This window comes from Streptomyces xanthii (assembly GCF_014621695.1).
Taxonomy (GTDB): domain Bacteria; phylum Actinomycetota; class Actinomycetes; order Streptomycetales; family Streptomycetaceae; genus Streptomyces; species Streptomyces xanthii.
Genome location: NZ_CP061281.1, coordinates 1,696,083 through 1,712,914, shown reverse-complemented (window position 1 = coordinate 1,712,914; position 16,832 = coordinate 1,696,083). Strand labels below are relative to the sequence as shown.

Here is a 16,832-nt window from a genome sequence, read left to right as displayed (position 1 = left end):
GTGCCGCCGACCCCGCACCCCACCGACGAGACGGTGCGCCGCGTCCTCAAGAGCCTGCTCCCGGACCGTGGCGCCACCGCCGAGGTACGCCCTGTCGAAGCGCCCGGCGCCGGTGGCGCGGGGGTGATCTCCTGGTGGGCCGGGGACCGGCACGTGCTGCGGTTCGCCCTCGACGCGCGGGCCGGACAGTGGTTGCGGCGCGAGGTGCGGCTGCGCGACCTCGTCCGCCCGCACCTGCCGCTCGCGCTGCCGGCCGGTGTCGCGGCGGGGGAGTGGGCGCCCGGGCTCGTCTGCGTCGTCGAGACGCGGGTCCCGGGCGAGCCGGCCCGGATCCAGGACGTCACCGCGCTCGGCGAGGAGGACCTCGCCGGACTGCTCACGGGGCTGCGCGCGGTCCCCGTCGAACGGGCCGTGCCGCTGGGCGTGCCCACGGTCGCGCCGCGGTCCCTGGAGAACGTGCGCCGGGAGGCCGGGGCGGCGGCCCAACGGCTCGACGAACAGGGGGAGTTCGACGCGGCGCGGCTGCGGCAGTTCACGGCGCGGGCCGTGGCCCAGCTCGGCCCGCAGTCCGGCGCGGCGCTCATCCACCACGGGCTCACGGAGGAGCGCTTGCGGGTGTCCGCGGACGGGCACGTGCGCGGGGTCCTCGGGTGGGGTGACGCGGTGATCGGCGACGTGGCCGAGGACATCGCCGGGCTGGTCGTCTCCGTGGGAGCGCGGGCCGCGGTGAGGGCGGCGACCCTCGCCGGGTGCGGGGCGCGGATCTGCCTGCGGGGACTGTGGCTCGGGCGCTGTGACGCGCTGGTGGGGCTGGACGCGGGGGTGGAGACGGGGCGTTGGGGCCGCGGGGTCGAACGGGCCTGGGAGCCCATCCTCCTGGAGCTGGTCTCGGAGTGACCCGGGGTTTCCCGCCCACTCGCCGTGGCCCCTCGGCCGGACCTCGACCACCGGCCGGTGGGGGCTGGTCGCGCCGCGCGGCGGAGCCGCTCAGGGACACGGCCCCGCGCCCCTGAAGGCACACTTCGTGCGCCCCAGGGGCCTGCTGGGCCGCGCACCGCGGCGGAGCCGCTGATCGATACAGCCAGGCGCCCCTGAAATGCAGACCCTCCGGGTCGCATTTCCCCGATGAAGGCTGAGCGGCGAAACCGCTCGCCTTCAGGGGCGCGGGGCTGTGTCCATCTGCGGCTCCGCCGCGCGGCGCGAGAAGCCCCACCGGGCAGCACCCGGCGACGAACGGGCGGAGCTACGGCGCCTCGGCGATCACGCACGAATGAGGCGGCACCGTCAGGACTCCCTCCGCGCCGGCACCCTCCACCCGCTCCCACGCGGCCAGCACGCGCGCAACGGGACGACCGAGCGGGATCGACACCGGCACCTCGGACAGGTTCACCGCCACCCGCACGTCCCCCCGCCGGTAGGCGATCCACCGGCCCCCCTCGTCGAAGGCGACCCGCACCGCCGCGAGATCCGGGTCCCGCAGATCCGCCCGCTCCCGCCGCAGCGCGATGAGCTCCCGGTACCAGGCGAGCATGCGCGCGTGCTCGCCGGCCGGCCGCTCGGACCGGTCCAGACACGACCGCTCCCGCGTCGCCGGATCCTGCGGATCGGGAACGTCCGCCTCCGCCCAGCCGTGCGCCGCGAACTCCCGCCGCCGCCCCTTGCGCACCGCGTCCGCGAGCGCCGGGTCCGTGTGGTCCGTGAAGTACTGCCAGGGCGTGCTCGCCGCCCACTCCTCGCCCATGAACAGCATCGGCGTGGCGGGGCCCGTGAGCACGAGCGCCGCCGCGCACGCCAGCAGCCCGGGCCCGGCGAGCGCGGAGAGCCGCTCGCCCCGCGCCCGGTTGCCGATCTGGTCGTGGGTCTGGGTCGCGGCGACGAGCCGGTGCGCGGGCATCCGGGCCCGGTCGACCGGGCGCCCGTGGTGCCGCCCGCGGAACGCCGAGTACGTGCCGTCGTGGAAGAAGCCGTGCGTCAGCGTCTTCGCCAGGGCCGCCATCGGAGCCCGCGCGAAGTCCTCGTAGTAGCCCTGTCGTTCGCCCGTGACGGCGGCGTGCACGGCGTGGTGGACGTCGTCGTTCCACTGCCCGTGCAGTCCGAGCCCGCCCTCCTCGCACGGGGTGACGAGCCGCGGGTCGGCCAGGTCGGACTCGCCGATCAGGAACAGCGGCCGGCCGAGCTCCTCGGCGAGCGCGTCCACGGCCGCCGACAGCTCCTCCAGGAACGAGAGCGCCCGCCGGTCGCGCAGCTCGTGCACCGCGTCGAGGCGCAGTCCGTCGAGCCGGTAGTCGCGCAGCCAGGCCAGCGCGCTGCCGACGAAGTAGTCCCGCACCTCGTCGGAGCCGGGCGCGTCCAGGTTCACCGCGTCGCCCCACGGAGTCCGCGCGGTGTCCGTGAAGTACGGGCCGAACGCCCCCAGATGGTTCCCCGACGGGCCCAGGTGGTTGTGCACCACGTCGAGGACGACGCCGAGTCCGAGCTCGTGCGCCGAGTCGACAAAGCGCTTCAGCGCCTCGGGCCCGCCGTACGGCTCGTGCACCGCCCACGGGGCGACCCCGTCGTACCCCCAGCCGTGCCGCCCCGGCATCGGGCACAGCGGCATCAGCTCGATGTGCGTCACGCCCAGTTCGGCCAGCTCGCCCAGGTGCGCGGCGGCCGCGTCGAGCGTGCCCTCCCGCGTGTACGTGCCGATGTGCAGCTCGTACAGGACGGCACCGGGCAGCCCCTGACCGGCCCCGTCCGTGCGCCACGCGTAGAGGTCGTGGTCGACCACCGCGCTCAGCCCGTCCGGGCCGTCCGGCTGGCGGCGCGAGCGCGGGTCGGGCAGCACCGGGCCGTCGTCGAGCGCGAACCCGTACCGCGCGCCGTCCGCCGCCTGAGCCTCGCCCGCCCACCAGCCGTCTCTGCCGGCCGCCCGCGTCAACGCGCGCGTGGCGCCCTCGCAGTGCAGCGTGACCCGCTCGGCCTGTGGTGCCCACACCTCGAACTGCACGGAGCGTTCTCCTCGCGATCAGACGGTGACGAGGTGTCCATCGTGCGCCAGGAATGATCCTCACGGGGTGGATTCGCCCGGGCCCGGCGCGGAATCGTCCGGGTCCGGACACGGCCCGTCTCGTTTTCTGGACACTCCGGCCTCCGCTGCCCGACAATCGCGGTGTGACGTCATCGTTCGAACACCACACGCACCCGGCGCGGCTCTCCGACGCCGAGCGGGACCGTGCGCTGAAGGTGCTCAAGGACGGTGTCGCGCTCGGGAGGCTCTCCCACGACACCTTCGTGCGCCGGATGGAGCTGGCCCTGGCCGCCCGCCGCCCCGACGAACTGGACGCGCTCACCGCCGACCTGCGCACCGAGGGCCGCTGGACCCGGGCCGTGGTCGGGGCCGTCGGCGCGGTCTCCGGGTTCACGGTGCGGATGCGCCGGGCCTGGACCGTGGAGCGGCTGCCGAAGCTGATGCTGCCGCGGCAGGGCGACCCGTACCCGCTGCGCATCGGCCGCGACCCGGCCAACCGGCTGCGGCTCAGCCACGAGTCGGTCTCCCGGGTGCACGCCGAGCTGACCTCGCAGGGCGGCCTGTGGGTGCTGCGCGACCTCGGCTCCACGAACGGCACGTCGGTCAACGGCCGGCGGGTCGTCGGCGCCGCCGTCGTCCGGGACGGGGACCAGGTCGCGTTCGGCCACATGTCGTTCCGGCTGTCCGCCGACTGATGCGCCACGCCGTCCCGTTCGGGGGACACGGCCGCGTGTCCGGTGGGGCGCGCCCGCCCGCGCGGTCAGGGATGCACCGCGGGCCCCCGCCCGCGCGTACTCCCGAACGCGAGGAACGGTGACACCCCATGGTCAAGGCCACGCTCACGACGGCGCGCCGCGCCCTGGCGGCCGCGGCGGCCGCGGCCGCCCTGCTCGGCACGACCGCCGCCGGCGCGCAGGCGGCGCCGCCGGACGCCCCGCCCACCGACACCGGGAACTGGGTGCGGGTCACCGTCATGCAGGGCGACGGCCCGACCGGCGCCACCAGCAGCGCCCTGCTCGACTGCACCGCCGAACGCGGCGACCACCCGCACACCGAGCGGGCCTGCGCCGAACTCGCCGAGGCCGCCGGTGACGTGGACCGGCTGCGCGCCGACGAGGACGCCATGTGCCCGATGGTCTACAAGCCGCTCACCGCGTACGCGCACGGCATGTGGAACGGCCGGCGCGTCGCCTACGCCCGCAACTTCGCCAGCGACTGCGTCCTGTACGCCTCCACCGGTTCCCTCTTCCGCCTCGCCGACTGACGCACGGCCGGCCGGGGGCGGCTCAGACGTCGCCCTCGGCGCGCGCGTGCCGCACCGCCGCGATCGTCGTCCGCGCCTGGTGCTCCACCTGGTGGGCCAGCGGCACCCAGCGCGCCCCGAACCGCTCGGCGTACCCCTCGCACCAGTCCGTGACGAGGGCGTCGAGCCGGGGCGCCGCCTCGTCATCCGCCTCCTCGAGGACCCGCAGCAGCATCGCGGCGGCCCGCAGCGGAAGCCGCCGCGCGAACGCGTCGATGCTCCCGACGTACGCCATCGTCGCGTCCGGCGGCGGGGGCTGCGCCCAGTCCCGCGCGAGGCCCGGCACCAGGGCCAGCGCCCAGCGCGCAGCCCGCAGCAGCGGGCTCCCGGTGTCGGGCAGCCGCGGCAGCGCCTGCGCGAGCACCGCCTCCACCCGCCGGGTGTCCTGGCTCAGCCGCTGCGACAGGCGGCGCATCGCGTGCTCCGGCGCCGGGTGCGGGGCCGGGTCGTCGACCAGGTCGCTGGCCCACATCGGCACCTCGACGATCGCCGTCGAGCCGCCGTAGCGGTGGGCGTGGTGCCAGGTGGAGTGCCGGGCGTCGTCCGGCAGGCTCGGGAACGCGGCCCGCGCGTCCGGCGCCGGCATCACGTGCACACCGGGACCCGAGGCCGGCCAGCCCGCCGCGTCGGACGCGCCCGTCTCCACCGGTATGTGCAGCTCCGCCGCCGACTTCGCGAACGGCTCGGCGAGACCGGGGATGTCCCGGGTCAACTGCACCCAGCTGCCGCCGAGTTCGGTGCCGTGCAGCGACACCTGGAGGTAGGGGCGCAGCTCGTCGATGATCCCGGTCAGTGCCCGCGTCTCGGGCGGCAGCCGGTCCGGCGGCAGCACCGAGGGGGACCACTCCGGCTGCTCCTCGCCCGCGGGCCGGAAGAAGTGCCGGTGGTACTCGAGCAGTGTGCGCGGAGCCGGAGTGCGGTGCAGGGCCGCACCGTCCGGGTCCGCGCACAGGAGGAAGTGCCAGGACCGGTCCTCGCGCAACGATCTGTCCACCAGGGCGCGCCGGGCGAGGTGCAGCGCCGTGGCGCCGCCCGTCGGCTCGTTCGCGTGCGCGCCCGCGACGATCAGCACGGTGCGCGGATCGTGCCCGACGGACAGCAGGTGCAGCGGGCGGCCCGCCCGGGACGTGCCGATCCGCCGCAGGCGGCAGAGGTCGGGCCGGTGAGCCGTCAGCTCCCTTGCCGACCGGGCCAGTTCGGCCGAGTTGGGGTACCGCTGCTCCGTCAGGTGACTCACCCCCGTTGGTGCTCCCGCGTCAGCAATCCGCAGTACCCCACGCCCGGCCGCCGGTGTCAAGAAGGCCGGTCGCTTCCTTCACCGCTGGTGCGGTCCGCGTCCGGCGAGGGTGAGGAAGGTCTCGCCCACGGCCTCTGACAGGGTGGGGTGGGCGTGGACGGGGTGGGCCGGGTCGGCGTGTGCACCGCCCCGGCGCACAGGGGCACCGGGGCCGTCGGCGAGGACTGCGTCGTGCTCACCGTCGACCCGCCCCGGCGCCGCCCCCGGCCGTGTCCGCCCGCGTCGAGCCGACCGGCGCCGCCGCACGGTTCGTGGACCCGCTGCGCGCCGCGTGGCCGTACGGGGACGGGGCCGGCTCACCCGTACGGCCCGCCGGGGGCTGCGCCGGGCCGGACCCGGTGGTCCGCTGAGGGCATTCGCGCGCCGCCCCGTGCGCGCCCGGCCCTGGGGGTGACCCGGTGCTGTGCCCCACCGGACCGGACGCGAGCGCGCCCGGAGCCCCCGCGCGGACCGCGCCCCGCCCGCCGAGCCTCACGGACCCGGCGGTGGCCCGCGACCCGTACCCCCTGTACCGCCGCCTGCGTGACACACACCCTCTCGTGTACGACGAGCCGTTCGGCGCCTGGCTGCTGAGCCGCCATGCCGATGTGACCTCCGCCCTCACGGACCCCCGCCTCGTGCCTCTCGGGCCGGGTGGCGCGGGCCCGTACCCGCGCGGCCACGACGAGCCCCTCGGCGCCGGGCACGCCGGCAGCGGCCCGCTCCCGCCGGCCGACGCGCCCCCGGGCGGGGCCGGTGACCGCCACGCGCGCGTGCCGGACGCGTCCTTCGGTACCGCAGGCACGGGCGCCGACTCCGCTCGGCGCGACGGTTCACCCGGACCGTGCGGCGTGGGTCCGTACGCGCGCGTGCACGACGAGTCCCTCGCCGCCGGCCCCATGGGCGGCGGCCCGCTCCCGGCGTGTCCGTCAGAGGACCGTGATCCGTACGCACCCCCGCCGGACGAGCGGCCCGGCCGGGGCCCGTCCGGCGGCGGGACCGACCTGGGGCACGTGGATCCCGCGGCGGCCACCGGTGCCCCGTACGCGTGGCCCCGCCCGGCCCACGGGCACCGGCACGACCCGCGCCTCACCCCCGGTCACCCCGAGGACGTCCCCCGCGCCGCACGCCGCGCCCTGCTCTCCCCGGCGCTCCAGGACCGGGCCCTGGCCGCCCTCGCCGCCGGCGCCGAGCGCACCGCGCACGTCCTGGCCCGGCGCCTGGCCCGCCGTCAGGAGGCCGATCTCGTCGCCGAGTTCTGCCGCTGGCTGCCCGCGGCCACGGTCGTCGCCGCGCTCGGCCTGCCCCACGAGACCACCGCGCACATCACCGCGCGTCACCGCACCGCACTCGGCACCGCCGCCCTGCACACCCTGCTGCGCCCCCACGCCGTGCGCCGCCGCGCGCACCCCGGCACCGACCTGCTGTCGGTCCTGTGCGCCGCCCCCGACGACGACGGACCCCTGTCCGACACCGCCGTCACCGGGCTCGTCGCCGTGCTGCTCGGCGCGGGCGGCCAGGCGACCGACGGGGCCCTGGCCGCGCTCCTGGCGAACCTCCTCGACCACCCCGCCCAACTGGACCTCGTACGGGCCGACCCGGACCTCGCCGACGGCGCCTGGACCGAGTCCCTGCGCCGCGACCCCGCCGCGCACATCGTGCTGCGCCGCGCCCTCGCGCCGGTCCCGGCGGAAGGCGGCACGATACCGGCGGGGGCCACCGTCGCCTGTCTGGCCGGCGCGGCGGGCCGGGACGCCGCGCGGTTCGCCGACCCCGACCGCTACGACCTGTTCCGCACCCCCGCCGCCCCCGGGCCCGCCTGCCTCGGCGCCCGTCTCGCCCGGCTCACCGCGCGGACGGGACTGCACGCCCTGCTGTCCACCTTCCCGCACCTGCGCTGGGCCCCGGGCTTCCGCCCCACCCCCGAGGGCCTCCTCACCCGGGCCCCGTCCTCCCTCCGGGTCCACCTCGGCTGAGCGTCACACCCGGACCAGCAGCGCCACCGGCCGGTCCGCGAACAGTTCCGCCGCACGCGCGTGCCCCGAGAACCTCCGCTCCGGGCCCAGGAGTTCGGCCCAGGTGCCGTCCGGGAGCGGGAGCGCCGTGTCCTGCCAGCCGCCCGCGTCCGCGAGCCGCAGCGGCAGGCGGGTGACCGCCACGGCCACCCGGCCCGCCCGCGTGAAGCCCACACAGTGCTCAGCGCCCGGCCCCCGCGCCGTCAGCGGCTCGTACGCGCCCTTGCCGCCGAACCACTCCGGGTGCTCCCGGCGCAGCGCGAGCACGGTCCGGGTGAGCGACTCCTTCTCCGCCGAGAGGCCGTCCCCGTCCTCCTCGCCCGCGTCCCCGAACGTGGCCGGCGCCCGATTGTCCGGGTCGACCAGGGCCCGGTACTCCCGCTCGGTGCCCTGGTACAGGTCGGGGACGCCCGGCATCGTGAGGTGGACGAGGGCCGCGCCCAGCACGTTCGCCCGTACGTGGGGCCGCAGTTCCGCCATCAGGCGCAGCACCGCCTCGCCCGGCGGACCGCACGGACCCGCCGCGACGAACGCCCGCAGCGCCTCCTCGTACACCGCGTCCTGTTCCGTCCAGGTCGTGTCCAGACCCGCCTCGCGCGCGTGCTTGAGCATCGCCTCCTGGACGCGCTCCGGATCGGCGGGACCCAGCCCCGCCACCGTCTGCCACGCGGCCCACGCCGCCCCGGGCCCCGGGCGCGCGGGGTCGTCGTGCGCGGTCCGCGCCGTGACCTCGTCGACCAGTGCCGCCCACCGGTCCGGGCACTGCGAGAGCACCGACACGGCGGCCCGCACGTCGGCGCTGCGCTTCGTGTCGTGCGTCGACAGCACCGTCGACGCGTCGGGCCACGCGCGCAGCATCCGCGTGCAGTACGCGTGGAAGCGGTTCACGGTCACCGCCGGAGCGGCCGGCTCGCCGCCCACCTCCAGGGCCGAGAGCAGCGGCGTGTACCGGTAGAACGCGGAGTCCTCCACCGACTTCGCCCGCAGCGCCGCCGCCGTCTGCGCGAACCGGTCGCGGAACGCCGTGTGCGCCGGGTCCCGCCCGTGCCGCCCCAGCGCCAACTCCCGTACGGCGTCGACCGCGCGGGCCTCCTCCGGGACCGTGAACGCCGCCTTGGCCGCGGTCGCGTCGGCCGGCGTCAGCACCGTCTCGGGGGCGTCGCCACCGGACGCGTAGGGCCGGTAGACGGGGACGCGGACGAGGAGTTCGCGCACCGCCGTGCGCAGCGCCCACACGGCGTGATCACGCAGCGCCGGGTCCGCCGCGCACAGGGCGGCCGCCTCGCGCACCAGCCGCTCCACCTCGGCGGCCAGCTCGTACGTGACCACGTGCCGCGCCGCCCGCCGCACCGTCGGCGCCCAGCGCCCGCCGAGGTCGTCCGGCGCGCCCGTGAAGCGCCGGAAGTGACCGTCCAGGGCCTCCGCGCCCCCGGGGTCCGTGAACAGGCCGTCGATCCGCCGCAGCGCGTCGTAGCCCGTCGTGCCGGCCACCGGCCACGCCGAGGGCAGCTCCTCGCCGTCCGCGAGGATCTTCTCCACGACCGTCCAGTGGCCGGACGCCGCCTCCGACAGGCGGCGCAGATAGCCGCCCGGATCGGCGAGCCCGTCCGGATGGTCCACCCGGAGCCCGTCGACGACCCCCTCCACCATCAGGCGCAGCACCGTCGCGTGGGTCGCCGCGAACACCTCCGGGTCCTCCACGCGCACCGCGATCAGGTCCGAGATGGTGAAGAAGCGCCGGTAGTTGAGCTCCGCGCGGGCCAGGCGCCACCAGGCGAGCCGGTACCACTGCGCCTCCAGGAGGCGGGGCAGCGGCAGCCCGCGCGTGCCCTCCCGCAGCGGGAACACGTGCTCGTGGTAGCGCAGCACGTCCCCGTCCACCCACAGGTCCGCCAGCGCGTCCCGCAGCGGGGTCCCCAGCACCGGCAGCATGATCCGGCCGCCCTGCGCCGCCCAGTCGACGTCGAACCAGCGCGCGTACGGCGACGAGGGCCCCTCCCGGAGCACCTCCATGAGCGGCCGGTTGTGCCGCACGGACGCCGCCATGTGGTTCGGCACGATGTCCACCACCAGGCCGAGCCCGTGCTCGTGCGCCCGCGCGGCGAGCGCCCGCAGCCCCTCCTCGCCGCCCAGCTCCGCCCGCACCCGGCCGTGGTCGACCACGTCGTAGCCGTGCGTCGAGCCGGGCACCGCCTCCAGGACCGGCGACAGGTGCAGATGCGAGACCCCGAGCCCGGCCAGCCACGGCACCGCCTCCGCCGCGGCCGCGAACCCGAAGGCGGGCTGGAGCTGGAGCCGGTACGTGGCGGTCGGGACCTGGGCGCGCTGAGGGGTCATGCGAAGCTACGTACCCGCGCGGGCGCGTTTCGTGTCATTCCCCCATGCGTGCGGGCGAACGGCGGTCGTTAACGTCGGACGATGACCGGCCCCAGCACCCAGAAGACCGGCCCCGACACCCCGACGAACGGCACCGCCACAGACACCCCGGCGACCGCCACCGAGGAGTCCGGCCCGAGCCGCCCGCCGGAGGGTACCGAGGCCGGGCGTCCCCTCGACACGTACCGGCAGGTGCTCGCCGCGACCGGCCGGCTGCTGCCGCTCGTGTCCTTCCTCGGCCGGCTCCCGGTCGCGGTGATCCAGTTCGGCAGCGTCCTCCTGGTGACCCGCACCAGCGGCTCGCTGGCCACCGGCGGCACCGTCGCCTGCGCCCTCGCGCTCGGCCAGGTCGCCCTCGGCCCGCTCGTCGGACGGCTCGCCGACCGGCACGGCCAGCGGCCCGTCGTCCTCGTCGCCTCCCTGCTCAACGCCCTCGCGATCGCCGCCTACACCCTGGGCGCGCTCCAGCACCTCGCCACGCCGCTCCTCGTAATGCTCGCCGTCCTCGCGGGCGCCACGGTCCCCGGCATCGGGCCGCTCGCCCGCGCGCGCGGGGTCGCGCTCGTGCGCCGCGCGGGCGGCGGGGAGCGGACGGTGGACGCCGTGCTGTCCCTGGAGTCGACGGCGGACGAGGTGTCCTTCGTCCTCGGCCCCGCCCTGATCGGCGTCGCCGCCGTCCTCGCCCACCCCGCCTACGCGTTCGGGGCCGCCGCCCTGCTGGTCGCGGTCTGCGGCACCTGGTTCGCCCTGCACCCGACGGCGACCGCCGTCCCCCGCGCCGACCGCCCCGCCGAAGCCGCACGCGCGCGCGGCGCACGTCCCCGCATGCCGCGCCAGGTGCACCTCGTACGGCTCGGACTCGTCCTCCTGGGCGTCCTGCTCGGCGGACTCGGCGCCGGGATCACCGCGCTCACCCAGGAACTCGGGGCCGAGGACCAAGCCGGGCTTGTCTACGCCGCGATGGGCGTCATGAGCGCCGTCGTCGGCCTGTCCATGGCCGCCGTGCCCGTACGTTTCGCCCTGCCGCTGCGCTGGCGCGTCGCCACGGCGGGCGCCGCCCTCCTGTCGCTCCCGCTGATCGCGACCCACACCCTGCCGCTCCTCTACGTCTTCGTGATGCTGTTCGGCGCCCTGTTCGCCCCGAACCTCATCACCGCGTTCGCTCTCACCGAGCGGGCCGTGCCGCGCGCACGGCTCGCCGAGGGCATGACGGTCGCCGCGAGCGCCTTCGTCGGCGGCCAGGCCGTCACCCTCGCCGCCGCCGGACGCCTCGCCCAGACGTACGGCCCGGCGGCCGCGTTCACCGTGGGCAGCGTCGCCGCCGCCCTCGCCTTCCTCGTCGCCCTGCGGGTACGGACGTTGTCGCACGATCTCCCCGAAATCGACGGAACCACACCGGAGTTGGACCCCTCTTACCGGGCGACCATGTGAGGCCGGGACCGCCCGGGGCGGCCCGGCGGGGAACCGGGGAAGCAGGGGGAAGATGTGCGCGCGCTAGCAAGACGCCATCTGGGCAAGCTGGTGACAGGGGTGGCCCTCGCGGTCGCCGGAGCCGCCGTGGCGGTGGGCGTGAGCCTGCCCGACGACGCCGGGGCCGCGGGGGACGCGGCCAAGGCCGCGGCGGCCGAGCGGGACGCGGTGGCTCCCGAGGGCACGGTCGAGGCCGCGCCGGAGGAGGGGGAGAAGGGCGTCGGACGCGATCCGCTCACCGACGCCGAGATCGACCGGGCGGAGCGGCTCGCGGTGGCGGGCGGCAATCTGCGCAGGAACGCCCTGGACGTCGAGGGCGACCGGGGCCCGGAGCACCTGTCGACGAACCTGACGGAGACCGACCCGCGCCTGAGCGGCACGGCCGCGGCCCAGCGCCGCGCGGACGTCGTCTACTACGACTACAAGAGCGACGCGGTCGTCACCAAGACCGTCAATCTCGACACCGGCAAGGTCGAGGACACCAGCACGGACCACGGAGTGCAGCCGCCGCCCGGCAAGGACGAACTGACCGAGGCGGCCCAGCTGTTGATCGGCGACCGGCTCGGCGCCGGCCTGCGGGCCGACTACAAGGACGCCACCGGCAAGAAGCTCACCGGGCCGGACCAGCTGGAGCTCAGCGGCATGGTCTTCCGCAAGGGCACGGTCGCGAACGTGCCGGCGGACCTCGCCGCGTGCGGCACGCACCGCTGCCTGCGCGTCATCACCAAGGTCAAGAGCGGCCCGTGGATCGACACGCGCGCCCTCGTCGTCGACCTCAGCGACCGCACGGTCGGCCGTCTCTCCTGAGCCGGGCCGTCACGGCCCTCCTTCGACCTCCGACTTCTTCTCCTGCACGAGGGAGCACTTCCGCATGCCCGAGACACCCACCAGGACGTCCACCGGCCGCGAGCCGCGCAGACGCCGCGCGTTCGCCCTGACCGGCCTCGCCGTCACCGCCCTGCTCGGCGGGCTCGCCACGAGCCCCGGCGCCCAGGCCGCCCCCGCCGCCCCGCAGCGGGCCGCGGCGGCCGACGCGCCCGCCTGCTCGGCCGCGTACCGCATCGAGCAGACCCTCGACGGCGGCACCACCTGGCGCATGTGCTGGCACTACAACACGCTGGCCGGACTCGTCCTCGACGACGTCAGCTACCAGCCCAAGGGCGAGGCCGCGCCGATCAAGGTCCTCACCAGCGCCCGGCTCGCCCAGGTCCACGTCCCCTACGACGACGGCCAGGCCGAGTACGACGACATCACCGGCACCGACTTCGGCCAGGCCCTGCAGAACCTGCGGCCCGCCGAGTGCCCCGGCGGCACCATCAAGACCGTCAAGGTCCCCGACACCGGCGACGTGAAGGGCCTGTGCGCCACCACACGCGCGCGCGGGCACGCGTACCGGCTCAGCGACGACGAGTCGACCGGCGGCAGCGGCAAGCTCTACAGCGCCCAGGGCAAGGACCTGCTCCTGTACACGGTCAACAAGGCGTCCTGGTACGAGTACATCACCGAGTGGCGCTTCTCCTCCGACGGCACCATCACCTCCAACGTCGGCGCGACGGGCAGCCTCTCCCCGTACGACTACGACGGCACCGACGGCAAGGGCTGGCCCATCGGCAAGGGCGCCACCGCCTACGCGGAGAGCCACAGCCACAACGTGTTCTGGCGGCTCAACTTCGGCCTGGACGGCTCGCCCAAGGCCAAGGTCGAGCAGTACGACTCCAAGGTGACCGCGCCGCACGGCGCCGGCTCGCCCACCACGAAGACGACCCGCACCCCCGTCACCAAGGAACTCGCCGGTGACGTCAAGGACATGCGCTGGTGGCGCGTCGTCTCCAAGGCCGGCAAGAACAAGGACGGGCACCCCCGCTCCTACGAGTTCGTCCCCGGCCGCTCCAGCCGCTTCCCCGGACGCTCCTTCACCAAGCACGACGTGTACTTCACCGAGTACAAGAAGTGCGAGCAGTACGCGAGCGACAACCCCTCGGCGCACTGCGGCGGGACGAGCGTGGACAAGTGGGTCGGCGGCGAGACACTGACCCACCCGATCACGTGGGTCAACATAGGGTTCCACCACATCGCCCGGGACGAGGACCAGCAGCCCATGCCGGTCCACTGGCAGGGCTTCTCGCTGGCCCCCAGGGACGTGACCGCTATGAATCCGCTCACGCCCGCCGACCTGGCGGGGCAGAACGGGGTTCCCGGAAACGGCAGTTGAGAAACTGACGCCCGCATCGGGCTGCACCGCCGCCCGCTCCCGGAGTACCCTTCCTTGATCGTTGCCGAGGGGAAGGCGCGAAACGGCTCGGGGGCGGAAGGCGGTGCGGAGCGGGTGAGCTCGGGAGGGCTGGAGCTGCCCCCAGGCGACGAGGGTCACGAGGGCCAGGACGGCCAGGGGGCGGCCTCCGCGGACATCCCGCCCGGAGCGGTGTCGCTGGCCCGGCCCATGGACGTGGGCTCGCAGATCGGACCCGAACTGGACTGGGGCACCGAGGCCTGGCGCGAGGTGCGCACGCGCGCGCAGCGCGCCGGCCGCGCCTACATCTGGCTGAACCTGGTGGAGCAGCGGCTGCGCGCCGTCGTCGCCGCCGTCCTGCGGCCCGTCTACGAGCCCGTGCACGGCGACGACTGGGTGGTCGCCGCCGCCGGGCCCGCCGGGCAGGAGTGGGTGCAGCGGGCGGTCGCCGTGCGCGAGGTCAGCCGCCGCAAGGGCTACCTCCTCGACCCGGCGGACGACAACGTGCTGTCGTTCCTGACCCTTCCGCAGCTGCGGGAGCTGATGGTCCAGCACTGGCCGTGCTTCGAGCCGTACTTCGACGACCGGCGCGACGTCGAGCTCGCCCTCGACGAGCTGGAGGTCACGCGCAACGTGGTCTCCCGCAACCGCGCCCTGTCCGAGGCCGTCCTCGCCCAGGCCGAGCGGGCCTCCGCGCGCCTGCTGGAGATACTCGGCGCCGGGTCGGACGTGCCGTCCGCCCGCAGACTGCCCGTGGACGCCGTCGAGGACCTCGTCGGCGACCGGTACGCGGACGTGGTCGCCGTCCACTCGGACCGGGTGCGGCTGCTGCGCCAGTTCCCCGCCGAGGACCTGTTCGGCGGGGCCCGCCGCCTCGACGCCATCGGCATAGGGCTCAACCTGCTGGTGCAGAACTTCTCCGGCCGCCGCCTGATCCGGCTCGCCGAGTCCGGCTGCCGAGTCCGGCTGCTCTTCCTCAACCCGGCCTCCAGTGCGGTCAAACGCCGCGAAAGGGAACTGGGACTCAAAAGGGGCGAGTTGAGCCGCGCCGTCGAGATGAACATCCTGCACATGCGGCGCGTGCGGGCCCGGCTGCGCGACCCCGGGGCCTTCGAGATCCAGGTCTTCGACGAGACCCCGCGCTTCACCGCGTACCTCGTCGACGGGGACGGCTCGGACGGGGTCGCCGTCGTGCAGACCTATCTGCGGCGCGCCCGCGGCATGGAGGCGCCGGTGCTCGTGCTGCGCGGCGGGGGCCGCGTGGTCCGCTCGGGCCGGTCCCCGGACACCGGGGAGAACGGGCTCTTCGTGACGTACCGCGACGAATTCGAGCAGGCCTGGGCGGACGCGCGGCCGGTGTCGTAGATCCCGCGGGAACGGGGTGCCGGGCCGATTGTCAGTGGCCCGTGCGAAGGTGGTGGCCACTGGGGGAACGCACCACGAGAAGGGGGCTGCCATGGGCTGGCACCGGGAGCTGCTGATCGGCTTCGACCTGGAGACGACGGGGACGGATCCGCGCGAGGCGCGCATCGTCACCGGCGCGGTCATCGAGGTCAGGGACGGCGCGGTGCTCGGGCACCGCCAGTGGCTCGCGGACCCGGGCGTCCCCATCCCCGCCGACGCGGTCGCCGTGCACGGCATCAGCGACGAGCGGGCGAGAGCCGAGGGCGAGCCGGCGGACCGGGTCGCCGACGCGATCGCCGAGGTCCTCGTCGGGTACTGGCGCACGGGCGTCCCGGTGGTGGCGTACAACGCGACGTTCGACCTGACCCTGCTCTCCGCCGAACTGGCCCGGTACGGACTGCCCTCGCTGCGCGAGCGGCTCGGCTTCGACCCGGCCCCGGTCGTCGACCCGTACACGATCGACCGCAGCGTGGACCGCTACCGCAGGGGCAAGCGGAACCTGGAGGCGGTCTGCACGGAGTACGGCGTCACGCTCGACGCCGCGCACGACGCCTCGGCCGACGCGCTGGCCGCGGCCCGGCTGGCCCGCGCGATAGGCGAGCGCCACGCGAAGGTCGCCGCCCTCGGCCCCGCCGAACTGCACCGCCGTCAGGTGGACTGGTACGCGCAGTGGGCGACGGACTTCCAGGCCTTCCTGAGAAGCAAGGGTGACGAGACCGCGACGGTGGACCCGGTGTGGCCCATACGCGAGCTCGCCGTGGATCCCAGCGAACCCAGCCCGTCCGGCGTTTGAGGACCGGGGTCCGGGGCGGAGCCCCGTGCCCACGGCGGGAGAGCCGACCCTAGAACGGATACCACCGCACGGCCGGATCCCCGTCCCGCAAGGACGCCACCCTCCGCCGGAACTCGGCCAGCGCCTTGGGGTTGCTCGGCGCGTGCTGGGCGACCCACGCACAGGACGCGGTCTCCCGGGCCCCCCGCAGCACGGCGCACCCCTCCCACTCGCGCACATCCCACCCGTACGCCCCGACGAACGCGTCGTAGGCCGCCGCGGGCACCCCGTACCGGTCCCGGGACAGCGCCATCACGACGAGGTCGTGCTCCCGCAGGTCGCAGGAGAACGTCTCCAGGTCGACGAGCACCGGCCCGTCCGGCCCGATGTGCACGTTGCGGGGCAGGGCGTCCCCGTGGATCGGCCCGGGGGCGAGGTGCGGGGTGAGCGCGGCCGCGGCGGAGGCGAACCCGTCCCGCCGCTCCCGCAGATAGTCCGCGTCGGCCGGATCGATCGCGTCCCCGGCAAGGCGCAGCCACCGCTCGACGCCGCCCAGCAACTCCCGCCGCGGCAGGGTGATGCCGGTGGGCGCGGGCAGCGCGTGCACCCGCTTCAGCAGTTCGGCCAGATCGCGCGGCTCGGCGGGCCGCACCGCGTCGGGGATGCGGTGCCACACGGTCACCGGGTGCCCGTCGACCACGAGCACGTCGTCCTTCGCGGCGCGCACCGCGGGCACCCCGTGCTCGGCCAGGTAGCCGGTGATCGCCACCTCGCGGCGCGCCCGGTCGAGCAGTTCGGTCCCGCCCGTGGCGCTGTCCCGGCCCACCTTGACGACCAGGTCCCCGGCGGCGAACACCGCGTTCTCCCCGAGGGCGAGCAGCCGGGCGCCGGATGCCGGTCCGTCCACCACACCCGCGCGCGCCAGCACGTCCCGTGCCCGTGCCTCGTCCATCATGAGCCTCCCGCGCTTCCTGCC

14 protein-coding genes are annotated in these 16,832 nt (G+C 75.7%); 10 read left to right on the top strand and 4 right to left on the bottom strand.

What is annotated here, in order from left to right; all coding sequences use genetic code 11:
- The gene (locus IAG42_RS07880) at positions 1–897 is read left to right on the top strand and encodes an aminoglycoside phosphotransferase family protein (RefSeq protein ID WP_188336311.1); all 897 of its coding nucleotides are present in this window, start codon (positions 1–3) and stop codon (positions 895–897) included.
- A 346-nt stretch (positions 898–1,243) separates the two neighbouring features.
- Here the strand turns inward: IAG42_RS07880 and treZ are convergent, their stop codons facing one another.
- Positions 1,244–2,989, bottom strand: a complete 1,746-nt coding sequence (gene treZ / locus IAG42_RS07875) for a malto-oligosyltrehalose trehalohydrolase (protein WP_188336310.1) — start codon at positions 2,987–2,989, stop codon at positions 1,244–1,246.
- A 164-nt stretch (positions 2,990–3,153) separates the two neighbouring features.
- Between treZ and IAG42_RS07870 the strand changes: the two genes are divergently transcribed.
- Entirely contained in the window at positions 3,154–3,705 is a 552-nt protein-coding gene (locus tag IAG42_RS07870; protein WP_188336309.1) for an FHA domain-containing protein, read from the top strand.
- Between the two features lie 128 nt (positions 3,706–3,833).
- Positions 3,834–4,274, top strand: a complete 441-nt coding sequence (locus IAG42_RS07865) for an SSI family serine proteinase inhibitor (RefSeq protein WP_188336308.1) — start codon at positions 3,834–3,836, stop codon at positions 4,272–4,274.
- Between the two features lie 22 nt (positions 4,275–4,296).
- Here IAG42_RS07865 and IAG42_RS07860 read toward each other — a convergent pair whose 3' ends face one another.
- Entirely contained in the window at positions 4,297–5,550 is a 1,254-nt protein-coding gene (locus IAG42_RS07860; RefSeq protein ID WP_188336307.1) for a M14 family zinc carboxypeptidase, read from the bottom strand.
- Between the two features lie 269 nt (positions 5,551–5,819).
- On the opposite strand from IAG42_RS07860, the gene IAG42_RS37945 reads away from it, so the two are divergent.
- Positions 5,820–5,960 (top strand): hypothetical protein, encoded by a 141-nt coding sequence (locus IAG42_RS37945; protein WP_223205898.1) that lies wholly within the window; start codon positions 5,820–5,822, stop codon positions 5,958–5,960.
- 48 nt (positions 5,961–6,008) lie between these two features.
- The gene (locus tag IAG42_RS38445; RefSeq protein WP_394811196.1) at positions 6,009–7,565 is read left to right on the top strand and encodes a cytochrome P450; all 1,557 of its coding nucleotides are present in this window, start codon (positions 6,009–6,011) and stop codon (positions 7,563–7,565) included.
- A gap of 3 nt (positions 7,566–7,568) precedes the next feature.
- Here IAG42_RS38445 and treY read toward each other — a convergent pair whose 3' ends face one another.
- On the bottom strand, positions 7,569–9,941 hold the full coding sequence (treY, locus tag IAG42_RS07840; protein ID WP_188336306.1) for a malto-oligosyltrehalose synthase: 2,373 nt from the start codon (positions 9,939–9,941) through the stop codon (positions 7,569–7,571).
- Positions 9,942–10,022: 81 nt separating this feature from the next.
- Between treY and IAG42_RS07835 the strand changes: the two genes are divergently transcribed.
- The 5 genes from IAG42_RS07835 to IAG42_RS07815 all read left to right on the top strand — a co-directional run bounded on the left by IAG42_RS07835 (position 10,023) and on the right by IAG42_RS07815 (position 15,877).
- Positions 10,023–11,411, top strand: a complete 1,389-nt coding sequence (locus IAG42_RS07835; RefSeq protein ID WP_188336305.1) for an MFS transporter — start codon at positions 10,023–10,025, stop codon at positions 11,409–11,411.
- Positions 11,412–11,465: 54 nt separating this feature from the next.
- Positions 11,466–12,257: a Tat pathway signal sequence domain protein gene (locus IAG42_RS07830; protein WP_188336304.1), complete on the top strand. Its 792-nt coding sequence runs from the start codon at positions 11,466–11,468 to the stop codon at positions 12,255–12,257.
- Positions 12,258–12,321: 64 nt separating this feature from the next.
- Complete coding sequence (locus IAG42_RS07825) at positions 12,322–13,662, top strand: copper amine oxidase (protein WP_188336303.1); 1,341 nt, start codon at positions 12,322–12,324, stop codon at positions 13,660–13,662.
- A gap of 114 nt (positions 13,663–13,776) precedes the next feature.
- Positions 13,777–15,045 (top strand): SAV2148 family HEPN domain-containing protein, encoded by a 1,269-nt coding sequence (locus tag IAG42_RS07820; protein WP_188336302.1) that lies wholly within the window; start codon positions 13,777–13,779, stop codon positions 15,043–15,045.
- A gap of 91 nt (positions 15,046–15,136) precedes the next feature.
- Entirely contained in the window at positions 15,137–15,877 is a 741-nt protein-coding gene (locus IAG42_RS07815; protein WP_188336301.1) for a 3'-5' exonuclease, read from the top strand.
- A 49-nt stretch (positions 15,878–15,926) separates the two neighbouring features.
- On the opposite strand, the gene IAG42_RS07810 is transcribed toward IAG42_RS07815, so the two are convergent.
- Positions 15,927–16,808: a phosphotransferase enzyme family protein gene (locus IAG42_RS07810; RefSeq protein WP_188341244.1), complete on the bottom strand. Its 882-nt coding sequence runs from the start codon at positions 16,806–16,808 to the stop codon at positions 15,927–15,929.
- Between the last annotated feature and the right edge of the window lie 24 nt (positions 16,809–16,832).

Excerpts from the sequence above, each read along its gene's own strand:
- treY (WP_188336306.1), bottom strand. The coding sequence starts at position 9,941 with ATGACCCCTCAGCGCGCCCAGGTCCCGACCGCCACGTACCGGCTCCAG.
- IAG42_RS07815 (WP_188336301.1), top strand. The coding sequence starts at position 15,137 with ATGGGCTGGCACCGGGAGCTGCTGATCGGCTTCGACCTGGAGACGACG.
- IAG42_RS07825 (WP_188336303.1), top strand. The coding sequence starts at position 12,322 with ATGCCCGAGACACCCACCAGGACGTCCACCGGCCGCGAGCCGCGCAGA.
- IAG42_RS07835 (WP_188336305.1), top strand. The coding sequence starts at position 10,023 with ATGACCGGCCCCAGCACCCAGAAGACCGGCCCCGACACCCCGACGAAC.
- IAG42_RS07810 (WP_188341244.1), bottom strand. The coding sequence starts at position 16,808 with ATGGACGAGGCACGGGCACGGGACGTGCTGGCGCGCGCGGGTGTGGTG.
- IAG42_RS07865 (WP_188336308.1), top strand. The coding sequence starts at position 3,834 with ATGGTCAAGGCCACGCTCACGACGGCGCGCCGCGCCCTGGCGGCCGCG.